The sequence below is a fragment of the Gracilibacillus caseinilyticus genome (genome assembly GCF_022919115.1).
Taxonomy (GTDB): domain Bacteria; phylum Bacillota; class Bacilli; order Bacillales; family Amphibacillaceae; genus Gracilibacillus; species Gracilibacillus caseinilyticus.
This window is the reverse complement of sequence record NZ_CP095072.1, coordinates 2,209,299-2,221,473: the sequence shown is the minus strand read 5'-3', so window position 1 is coordinate 2,221,473 and position 12,175 is coordinate 2,209,299. Positions and strand designations below refer to the sequence as shown.

The window sequence follows — 12,175 nt, the reverse complement described above, 5'->3', positions numbered from 1 at the left end:
TTGCTCACTAATAGTTCGATCAGACTATTGATAAGCAAGGCGTTTTAGGAGGTAAGCAAATGAACGTAATTCTTTTTGATGATGAAGTGCCTGCACTTAATTTCTTGGAGCACCAGTTGAAATTAGTGAAGAACGTAACGATTCTTGGTAAATATACACACCCAAACATTACAGCAATAATGGATCAGATAAAGCGATCCGATTGCGTATTTCTTGATGTCAAAATGCCTGAATTAAATGGCATCGAACTAGCTGAGAAACTATTAGAAATAAATCCTCAGTTAGCGATTATTTTCGTAACAGCTTATGATAGATATGCCATTCAGGCATTTGAATTAAATGCTTTAGACTATTTGTTGAAACCTGTCTATTTAGATAGACTAAAGAAAACGGTCGAGCGCCTTGATTTATATATGCGGTATAAAACGGCCATAAAAACATTAGAAGGTTCCCATTCTTTAACTATACAAGTATTAGGAGCGTTTACATTTCAAATGAACGAGAGCGATAAGCAGATCATCTCTTGGCGAACAACGAATGCACAAAATCTGTTTATTTATTTCCTCCATCACCATGATAAAATAATCACAAAAGATGAAATAATAGAACTGTTTTTCTCTAATACAAATATAGAAAAAGCTTATTCCCTTTTATACGTAACGATTTATCAAATAAGACAGGCGCTGCTAGATTTTAGCTCCTTTATATCTATTCACAATGTCCAGAGTGGATATATGTTGAAGCTACACTCTAACACATGTATTGATAAAGAAATTTGGGAAGAAAAACTCCATACAGCTCCTGCAATAAACCTGGAAACAGTGGAGATACATGACCATTTATTACATTCCTATCATGGTCCCTATTTAAAAAATTATGATTTTGTCTGGTTAGAAAGTGAACGTTACAGATTAGAAAAATTATGGGTGAATCATGCTCTGAAGCTGGCTCATTATTATCTGGATCATCACTATTTAGAAAAGGCTGCATTATGGTTTAATCAAACACTGGAAGTGATGCCAGAGAACGAAAATGCTCATTATGAACTGATGAGAATTTACGCAGAAGAAGGTTTCGGGGTATTGGTGACCTCTCATTATCAGCAACTCATTCACAATTTAGAGGAACTGAATCTACCTTTAAGCAGAGAAATTGAAAAGTGGTATCACGATTGGAAATTATCCAGTAAATATTAGTATACCCAGAAACTCCGATGAGTTGTTATTTACACTCATCGGCGCCAGTTTCTTGATACGTTACACTTCTCACTGACAACTTACTCATCAAAGTATAGAACTTTATTATTGGGAAGTTTTTTAGAACGATATAATGCCTGATCTGCTTGTTTAAATAATAGATTGTCATTATGTTTTAGAATTCCCGAACTTATTCCAATACTTCCTGATACATAGATAGTGTCATCATCATTCTCTATACTTATTGGTTTAGCAATAAGATGCAGTAAAGCTTCTGCTAACATGACGGTATCTTCCTTACTTATGTAATCTGTCATAAATATAAATTCATCTCCACCAATACGAAAGAAACCTTGACGAGATTTTTTGAATGTCATCATTCTATTACCAAGTTGATACACTACCTGATCACCGACAAAATGACCGAATCGATCATTAATCCGTTTGAAATTGTCTAGATCGATGTAGAGAATACTCATTTTCTTCTTGTTACTTCTACGTACAAATTTATGTAAAGCATGACTGTTTGGTAATTCCGAATTAAAATCTTTAAAGGCCATTTTCTTATATTGATACAATTTAATGAATTGAACAATGGTGACAATCAATAGCATGACGATGATAAGTGACAATAATTCCAATTTGTAACTCAACACGTTAACAACTCCTGCGGTTTCTATTATTAGATCTTATAGCAGATCAAGGATATAGTTGGTATTAGAAAGCCAATGAAAATAAACGATTCTACTATATAATAAGGAGCTAAACGTTTTGTTAACATCCCCACTTTGAAATTAGGTATAAATAACTACACTCCTATTTTGGAAGGTGAAATTTTATGAATGTTGGTTTATTTGATGATGAATTATTAGCCATAGATATTCTTGTTCATCAACTAGAAAAATTAGATAATATCCATGTCCTCTTCACTTCTACCCAACCATTTCTTGATGAAAAGAAAAAAATGTTAAATGATATTGATATTATCTTTCTAGACATAGAAATGCCAGAAATCAGCGGGCTAGAACTAGCGGAAAAAATTCTTGCATACAACCCTTACATACACATTGTATTTGTTACAGGGTTTGATCAATATGCTATTAAAGCATTTGAATTACATGCTTTAGACTATTTACTAAAACCCGTTTCTCTTGATCGTTTAAAAAAAACTATACAACGAGTTACTATTGCCCCGTTCGAACCAAAAGACAGTAACAGTATTCACCCCTTGCATTTACATGTGCTGGGGGACCTGTCTTTTCAATTTGAGTATAAATCGGAGCCAGAGAATATTAAATGGCGGACAGCAAAATCAAAGGAATTGTTCTTATATCTGCTGCATCATGAAGGAAGTGTAGTATTAAAATCAAAAATAGTCGACACACTCTGGCATCATCTTGATGTAGAAAAGGCTTTTTCGCATTTATATGTCACTATTTATCATATTAGACAAGCCTTACAATCCATAAATAAGAACATAAAAATCGTAAATACAGAGGATGGTTATCAATTAAAGTTACACCATGTTCTTTTAGATAAAAATGAATGGAAACATCTATTATTTGATACAGCCTCACTGGCGAAAGCAGATTTAGAAGAACAAGAAAGAATAATGCACTTGTATAAAGGTAGCTATTTAGAGAGTCATGATTATATTTGGGTAGAAGGGGAAAGATTTGAACTTGAAGAAATTTGGCTCCATCATGCTCAATTAATTGCAGATGCCTTCAATCAAACAGAGCATCAAGAAAAGGCTATTTATTGGTATACTGCTATTTTAAAAAAGAGACCTGAGGACGAAAGAGCCGCTTTTGCTTTAATGAAAATATATGCTTCCTTACACTATCGAATGTTAGTAGATCATCAATATAAGCAGTTGCAAAGAAACTTAGCCGAATTAGATTTAACGATAGATCCACAAATTGAAGCATGGTATAAGAATTGGAGATAATAAGTATTTTGATGTGAACCAAACAACCAGAGCAAATATTTTTCTATAAAGAAACTCCCACATACCACGATATGGGAGTTTTTATTAGTTATTGTTGTTTCTTGCGTCTATACATTGTTAAAACAACTGTCCCGCCAATCATTAATAAACCGCCAAATAAAATATAATTGAATATATTTGTCGCGGTACTCGGGAGGTTGCTGCCTTCCTGTTCGACTTCTTCACGATTGCTGCTTACTTGTTCCATCTGATTGTACGCTTTTACTTCGGTTCGAGTCGACTGTCCTCGCTCCACCGTAAACGCAATCGGACTTTCGTCCAATAGATAGCCTTGGGGTGCTTTTGTTTCGATGAAGGAATAGACACCTGGTTTCAGTCCGTCCACGATCAGCTTCCCATCTTGATCCGTTGTCAGACCTTGTGCCACGATATTGCCTTCTTCATCCTGAAGCTTAAATTCTGCTCCTTGTAAGACGTTATCCTTGTTCTCACGATCCAGTTTCGTCAGTTCTACACCAGAACGAGTCTGTTTATTCGTTATCGTTATTTCTTTGGCTTCTAATTGTCCTTTTCCGATCGTAAAGGTTACAGCTGGATGTGCTTGATACCCTTGTAATGGACCCGTTTCAACAAGAAGATATTGGCCAGGTCGTAAATCGTTGATGAGTAGCTTTCCATTCTCATCCGTTTGGAGATCTTCTCTTATCGTATGACCATCCGCATCCTGCAATTCAAATCCTACTCCTGCCAAAGGTCGTTCAGGGTTATCAAAGTCCACCTTGGTTAATGCGAAATCTCCCTTGATAATCGCATTGTCGGTCGATAAAGCTAACGTCTCACTTTGACCCAGGTCGATCGTAAATTCGATTGGCGTAGGATCCAACGTATATCCCTCAGGCGCTTCTGTTTCAACAAACTGATAGCTGCCTGGTTTCAGTCCATCCACGAATAATTGACCATTCTCATCCGTTACCAGATTGTCTCTAATCACTTCACCATTTTGTCTTATCTGATAGACTGCTCCAGCTAATGTTTCGCCTGTTTCATCATCCACCTTTGTCAGTTGAACAGAGCTGGTAGTCCGTTCATTCTCAGCAGTTAGGGATAATGGTGCTTGTTGATTAAAGACGATTTCGAAAGAGATTGGTTCCTTCTTTAATACATGACCAAAAGGGGCTTTTGTTTCGACAAATTGATAGCTTCCAGGTTTAAGCTGGTCAACAAAGATCTCGCCAGTTTCATTTGTAGTTAAACCAGTTTGTAGTACATTACCTTCTTCGTCAAGCAAAGAAAACTCCCCATTTGCCAGGGCTTCCCCTTCTTCTCCTTGCTTCCTCAACATTACAGCACCAGTGGTCAACTCATTTACTGCTTCGATTTCTGTGCTTTCTGTTTGGCCTAGAGCTATTTCAAACGCAATTGGGGTCGGATCTAAGTCATACCCAGGAATAGTAGCAGTTTCCACTAATTGATAATTTCCTGGCTTTAATTGATCAACTAAAAGTTCACCATTTTCATCTGTGACAAGATTTGTATCGAGGGTATTACCTGCATCATCCTGCAGTTCATACTCCACACCTTCCAGAAGATTTCCTCTTTCACCGCTTTTCGTTAATACTACGGAACTTGTAGATCTACTATTCTCTGCTGTCAATGTTACGATTTCCTGCTGATTAAAATCGATGGTAAAGGATATGGGACTTGTATTCAGATCATGACCAAATGGTGCTTTTGTTTCTACAAACTGATAGTTACCAGGCTTCAGGTCATTAATTATAATACGTCCATTGTCATCTGTTGTTAAACCGGACTGGAGTGCTTCACCTGCTTCATCTAGCAGTTTGAATGCTGCACCACTTAATGATTCTTCCTCTTCGCCGACTTTGGTTAATTGCACAGTTCCGGTTGTCAGTTCATTTATTGCTTCTACTCGTGTGCTCTCCTCTTGACCAAGGGCTATTTCAAATGTTACAGGCGTTTCATCTATTTGATAACCAGGGATGGTTTCTGTTTCGACAAATTGATAGTTACCTGGTTTCAAGTCATCTACCAATATTTCGCCGTTTTCATCTGTCGTTAAACCGGTTTGCAATGTCTCTCCCTGCTCATTTTGCAGTTCAAATATTACTCCCTCTAACAGGGTTCCTCTTTCCCCTTGTTTCGTTAAGACGACAGAGCTGGTTGTTCGACTGTTTTCTTTCGTTAATTCAAGTGTTTCCTGCTGGTTAAAGCTAATCTCAAAATCTATCGGTGTCTCATCTAACTCATGGCCAAATGGTGCTTTTGTTTCCACAAGCTGATAATTTCCAGGCTTTAAGTTGTCAATGGTAATAACGCCATTTTCATCCGTTACGAAAGCCGTTTGCAACTCGTTTCCTGCTTCATCTAGTAACTTGAATTCAGCTCCTTCAAGTGTTTCTGCTTCTTCACCGATTTTGGTTAATTCTACGGAACCTGGTGTTAATGCATTAGTAAACTCCAATTCCAGCATTTCCGGTTGACTTTTTACAATTTCAAATTTCTCGACTGTATCATTTAATTGGTAACCTGGTATCGATTTTGTTTCCACAAATTGATAGAGTCCAGGTTTTAAATCAGAAACTACAACTTTTCCATCTTGATCTGTTGTTAAACCTTCTTGAATAGTATTTCCGTTTTGATCTTGGAGTTCAAAGTTAACACCTTCTAGCAATTGGCCGTTTTCCCCTTTTTTCGTCAATTGCACAGATCCGGTTATCCATTCGTTGGAGGCAGTAACAACAACTGGTTCGGTTTCGTTTTTCTCAACCACCACTTCCACTGGTGTAGCATCAAGCTGGTAATGTTGTGGCGCTTCTATTTCGCTAAAATAGTATGTGCCCGGACGTAAATCGGCAATATCAATTATGCCGTTTTCATCTGTTGTAAATTGATCCTGACCATTGCGAACGATTTTATTCCCTTCTTCATCTTCCAATTGAAAAACAGCATTTGCTAAAGGTGCATTATTGTTCTCTGCATCTAGTTTTTGTAACTGTACAGCACCTAAAATGATATGATTTTCAGCAACTAATTCTTTCACTTCTGTTTGCTCAGAATCAATGGTAAAGTTTATCGGATCTTCTAGAGCGTGATAACCGAATAGTGGTTCCAGCTCAACAAAGGAATAACTCCCTGGATCAAGGTCACGAACAGTTACCTTACCATCTTCATTTGTTTCTAATTGTTCATAACCTGCTACTACATTCCCATCCTGATCCTGCAGTTCAAATACAACGCCTTCTAACGGCTGATTTGTATCGGCATCCACTTTGGTTAATGTCACATCACGAATTATTTTTTCATTTTCAATCGTGATATTCGTTGGGTCACCGTTAACTTCAACTGTCTGCTCATTCGCAATACCTGTAACATATCCAGTTGGTGCATTGGTTTCCTTTAAAATATAATCGCCATATAGAAGATTTTGGAATACAACCTTACCATCCGTATCTGTTGTGTAGGTTCTGAGCGCTTGCTCACCAGTATTATCGTATAATGTAAACTCTGCACCTTCCAATGGGGAATCATTATCAGCATCGACCTTAGTAATCTCAAGACTTCCTACTTCACCATCAATACCTCCACCAATACCACCTAGATTAATAGCTTGGTTGACAGAATCATTGGTAGGCAAACCTGTTGTCTCCGCGCCATCAAATTGAAAATCATTGGAGATATTGCCATCCCCTTCATACAGAATATACGTATCATATTCCAAAACATAGGCGTGATCAATGGTTTCAGGGAAATCAAGGGAGAACGTAACAATACCATTCTCATCTTCTGTGAATTCTAGCGTGTAATCTTCGCCTTCTACTAATTGATCGCCTTTGGTAATGTCATTACTGGTTGCTACAGTATCATACAGCTTGATAGAATCTTGGAGTAAAGTCTGATTAGCACTTGGTGTATCGGTAATCGTAACATCCGATACCGTCGATTGTGCATAGTTAATATTCACTCTCCAATTAACTACTCTAGGATTTTCATTGTTTTGCGAGCCTGATTTATCGGAATATTCTCCCCCATGATATGGAGATACAGAAGCATCCAGATTAAAATCATCGCGATTGTCACTTTTCACTGTAGCTGTATTATCATAACGTGGTTTTACTAATTCACCATGTAAGTCGGTTTGATACGTAATGTAATACGGGCTCGTGATATCACCAAGTACTACACGGAATGCTTCTTCACCGTCAGGTCCAGTGAATGCTTCCACTTCGTATTCATCAGGATTGTCAGCATTTCCTAACGTTAGCTGCTCACCTGTCTCCACGCCATTTGCCCCACCAGTAAGTGTCATATGATAGACTTCGATCGAATTTATATCGAAATTCTGGTTATCTAAAATGACATCCTCGATCACCACTTGATCCAATGTTGCATTATTATAGTTGACTCCTATTTCCCAATCAATTTGTTTATCTGCTACATGATAAGAAGCCCCTTTAAATCCATTGGCATTTGTATACTGATCCGGTGTGAACGTAGCAGAACCTGTTTTCGTCCGGGTCTCTGCTGAACCTTCTGGATTCCAGGTAATTGCTGCTCCATTTTCGAATGTATTTTTCGTGTTATCAATAATATCGAAATCAATATCGGTCTTATACGTAATGTAGACTTGATTGGTTATGGGTTGATTAAATGTAATCGTTAACGTTTGGGTAGACGCGTCAAAATTCATATTATATTGATCGCCATTACTCCAAGCTTCCCCATTATGCTCCACAACAATATCTCTAGGCGTAAAACCTTCAGGCAATTTATCTGTGAACACCACGTTTTCCATGGTATATTCGTCACCATTTAACATGACTTGCCACTCGGTTGCTTTGCCGTTGTAATCTGTACTTCTGTTTGACTTCTGTAAAACCTGCTGAGAAATACTTTGGCTTGCATCAGCTTCATGGGCAAACTGATCTGTCACCGTGTTGGTAATCGTGGTACTTTCTTCTATTCGATCAATGGCCGTTGTTTCATATCTAATTTTATATGCTTTATTAATAGCTTGATCAAATTGAAAGTCAAACGTACCATCATTGTTGTCTGTGACCGTGTAGTTAGTGAAGTCGGTGGTACCCGTTTCTTCTCCTGTATCTGGGTTAATAGCTACCTCGAGAACTTCAAAACTACTAGGGTCAACCAATTGTTGATTGTCACCAAGTGTATCTTTTAACAAAGCATCCACTGCGGCAATGCTTTGTTCATCATAATTATATTTAATTTCCCATGTAGTGGTCTGTGTTGTCGGATTATAGTCTGTTGCGAACTTCTCTAGCGCCTCTCCTCTTGCTACAGAAACCGAAGCACTTGCGTTCAATGGTTCGATATTATCCCCGTCTAATGTGGCAGTATTGGTATATTGTGTTCCTTCACTATCTTCTATCGACGTTTCATAGACAACCCGATATGCCGAATCAATACTTCCTAATGCAAGCGGAAACGTTGTACCGAATTCGTCGGTTACCTCCGTCGTTTTCTCCTCGTTTATGGTACCATCTGCATTCATTGCAAGCTCGTAAACGTGTAAAGAACCATCGATAAATTGATGATCTCCTGATGTTTCATCCTGTAAGACTGCATTTTCTACAGTCTGGAGATCCTTGTTGAAATCTACTGTCCATGTGATAGTGTCCGTGTTGTAGGATTTATCCGGTACACCTCTTTTATCAATGGATGATGCGTTCGGAATAAATTTAATCGGATAGGTGACCGTACCACCGGACGAAACAGGAAAATTAATTTCCTCTTGTGATGCTCCGTCATAATGTGCATCAAATGCTGACCACAAACTGATATATCCGCTAATATTAGAGTTATTCTCAATATTCTCATTGAACGTGATGATAATCTCATTATTATTGTTGACAATATAGGTCCCAAATTCGGTGCCAGTTGCTGTTGTTAACGGCTGTGGTTCGGGATTTGCCACTGTTTCAAATTGTTCTGGAACGGTAATCGTATATTGGTAACCATCGCCATAGCTATGATCATTCGGTAGCGCAAAATCATATTCTAATTCGACTTGGAACTCATCATAAGGATGTTCCACTACGATCTCTTCTCCTGGAACCAGTTCTTGTCGATCGCCATTCTCTTCAAAACGCTGATATAATGTTACATCTGTGATAATATTATCGGTAATTTCCGTTGAGGCTAATGAAGCACTCTCTTCCTTCATGCTTTGCGAAGATATCGATACTTTTCCATTGTCTGAGGATTGGTCGATATTGCTAGTATCTTTCGTTTCTGATGAGGTTGTTTGTTTTTCAGATGTTGCGATCGGTTCATCGTCTTGTGTTTTTTCTTTTGTTACCTTTTTTTCATCCGTATTACTGTCAGGGCTTTGTTCTTCCGCTACTTCTTCCTTACGATTCACCGTGTCAAAACGGAATTCACCCTTGGCATCATGTTGTTCCTCTATCCTGTCGTTGAATGTAACCGTTATAATACCTTCCTTGGAAACTTCATATGTCCCCACCTCTGTCTGTTCTGTATGTAAAGTACCTTGTTGGTTGCCATCTGCAGTCAGTGTTTCTGGTAGCTCATATGACTCTGCATAACCACTTTCGATTTGCAAATCCTCGACTGACCAATCAACATTGACTTGAATTGTCGATGTGGCAGACGACATGTCTGTTACCTCATTACCATCTGCATCTGTATATGATACATTTGTAAAGACACTTGTGACCGTGTTCTCATTCTCATCTTGAGTCGTAACAGCAAAACTGGTAACAGTCTGAAACATCAACATACAGATCAACAGTATGCTTATTTTTCTTCCCACTTCTTAATCACCTTCCCTTATTGTGAATTTAGTACCTAAGAAGCACAGGCACCAATGAATCAGTCTACATTTCACCACTTAACATTTTCTATACACATTCATGTTCTATTGTTAATTTTATAAGTAAATAGAACTATTTAATTATCTAAAATTTACAATTAAAACCAAATTTAAGGTGGAGACAAATGATCTTAAGGGGGGAATAACAAGATAATATTTCTTTATCCTAATTGTCTGTTTTTTACTACTCCCAATGATTTTGAATACAACTGCATGACTACTCATTAAAAGGCAGAAAATTGTTATTTACTTTTGATAAAGCACTTATCAGGAAATGTCCACGATATGAGCTAATCCTGGTTTAATAAAGCTCTCTTCTGAAGCGTTGAGGTAATTTTTCAGTTAGTGAAGAATCTCTTATTCATTGCCAGGTTAGTGGGGCATAAAAAAGGAGTAAGCACCTTCCTGGCCACGCTATTCAAACGGTCACACTTCTTGTTGTTTTTCATCCTATTCATCTATTTTTTTCACATAACCCCAAAACAAAAAAGACACCTGCACACTGCAGATGCCTGACAAATTATATTCCTAATCCGTTCAAACAAAAACCAACTCCATCTTAACCATATCCCCTTCCAATGACGGTGTCCACTCACCATCTGTATGACAGACTGTTCACGTTACTGACACTGCATACGACTGTTTACTCAGGTTATCCATAACCTCCACTGCTACATTCACTCTGAGGATTCGTTTATTACCTGGTTCCTCACGTTAGGATGCTTCACTGGAAATAGACCTTTTCCATCATCATTCGTAATTTCCTCCGGTTGTAATGTCATTTGTTTGGAAATTATCAATACTAGCTGTCTTCTCATAAAAATACGTGGCGTTCTTCAGAATCCCTTCCGTTGTATAAAATGGACTGGTTTGATCCAATGGTAACGCTACTGTTTTCCCTAAGCTTGCAGATTGAAAAATAGCAGTAATCAGTTCCAATGTTGCTCTTCCATCTCGTCCCGTAACTAACACTTCTTTTTTGCCTTCGACTGCTGACAATACATCTTCTATCTGACCGACGTGCCCTTCATACTGTAAATTTGGTTGAGCATCATAGATATGTTGTAATTGCATTTCGAGATCTTTATCTTTCTCGGGAAAGCCATTGCCAAGTGATTGGGAAGCCGTTAGTTTCCATGGAACAGAGACGCGAGCATTTTTTCCTTGGAAGACGAGCTGCTGTTCTTCGCCATGATGAACAACGGAGCTTGTGATTTGTGCAAGACTTCCATTTGGATAACGTCCAATGGCTACAGAAATATCCTCCACCTCCGCATTATCATGCGCAACGTTGCTCATCACTGCCGTAATTTCTGACGGCATGCCATTCATCCAACGAAAAATATCGATATGATGTACGGCATGATTTAATGTACAGCCGCCACCTTCTTTCTCCCAAGTGCCTCTCCACCATAAATCATAATAGGAGTGACCTCTCCACCAGAAGGAATCTACCTGTGTATGCAGAATCGGTCCCATTAATTTCGTATCTAATACGTGCTTCAGCTTCATCATTGGGGAAGTGAACCGGTTCTGGGCAATCACGGATAAAATTTTCCCGTTTCGATCTGCTGCCTCATTCATCGCATCACATTCCTCTAAAGAGGACGCCATTGGTTTTTCTACGAGTACATGCTTTCCTGACCGTAAAGCTTCCATTGCAATAGTTGCATGGGTATACGGTGGTGTACAAACCGATACTAAATCGATGTCATCCTGCTCTAACAACGCTGAATAATCACGATAAACTGTAACATCTAACCCAAATTCGCTTGCTTCTTTCTCCGCTTTCTCTGGATAAATATCGCACACCGCGACGATCTTACAGCGATCCTTAAATTCCAAATATCCTTTCAAATGGGATGTTGAGATTGCTCCTGTACCAATTATTGCAACATTGATCATCTTTTACACTCTCCTATTCTTATGATTTTCCATACTTTCCGATAGTTTGCTAGATCTAGAATGACCTCTCATGCTCACATTAAGTAAACGTTATCATTTTTCTATTAACATATCCGCCAGCATGTTCGTCTGTGAAGATTGCAGCTAGCATTACCTGTTAACGCTTTTAAGATTTTGCAAGATGTGTAGATTTCTTGGGTGTTTGTTTCCTCAAGACTCAAACATTCCATCTGGAGGCTAACTAATAGG

5 protein-coding genes are annotated in these 12,175 nt (G+C 38.3%); 2 read left to right on the top strand and 3 right to left on the bottom strand.

The genetic code is table 11. The features are described 5' to 3' along the window. The first annotated feature begins 59 nt into the window (after positions 1 to 59). Positions 60 to 1,196, top strand: a complete 1,137-nt coding sequence (locus MUN88_RS10515) for a response regulator (protein ID WP_244724176.1) — start codon at positions 60 to 62, stop codon at positions 1,194 to 1,196. Between the two features lie 80 nt (positions 1,197 to 1,276). Here MUN88_RS10515 and MUN88_RS10510 read toward each other — a convergent pair whose 3' ends face one another. Beyond that, complete coding sequence (locus tag MUN88_RS10510) at positions 1,277 to 1,852, bottom strand: GGDEF domain-containing protein (RefSeq protein WP_244724174.1); 576 nt, start codon at positions 1,850 to 1,852, stop codon at positions 1,277 to 1,279. A gap of 182 nt (positions 1,853 to 2,034) precedes the next feature. Here MUN88_RS10510 and MUN88_RS10505 point away from each other — a divergent pair, with 182 nt between their 5' ends. Beyond that, the gene (locus tag MUN88_RS10505) at positions 2,035 to 3,147 is read left to right on the top strand and encodes a response regulator (protein WP_244724172.1); all 1,113 of its coding nucleotides are present in this window, start codon (positions 2,035 to 2,037) and stop codon (positions 3,145 to 3,147) included. An 88-nt stretch (positions 3,148 to 3,235) separates the two neighbouring features. Here the strand turns inward: MUN88_RS10505 and MUN88_RS10500 are convergent, their stop codons facing one another. Together MUN88_RS10500 and MUN88_RS10495 are read right to left on the bottom strand one after the other, a co-directional pair. Then, positions 3,236 to 9,961, bottom strand: a complete 6,726-nt coding sequence (locus tag MUN88_RS10500) for a SpaA isopeptide-forming pilin-related protein (RefSeq protein ID WP_244724170.1) — start codon at positions 9,959 to 9,961, stop codon at positions 3,236 to 3,238. 810 nt (positions 9,962 to 10,771) lie between these two features. After that, positions 10,772 to 11,926 carry a Gfo/Idh/MocA family protein gene (locus tag MUN88_RS10495; protein WP_244724168.1) on the bottom strand — a complete coding sequence of 385 codons (1,155 nt, stop codon included), beginning with the start codon at positions 11,924 to 11,926 and terminating at the stop codon, positions 10,772 to 10,774. Between the last annotated feature and the right edge of the window lie 249 nt (positions 11,927 to 12,175).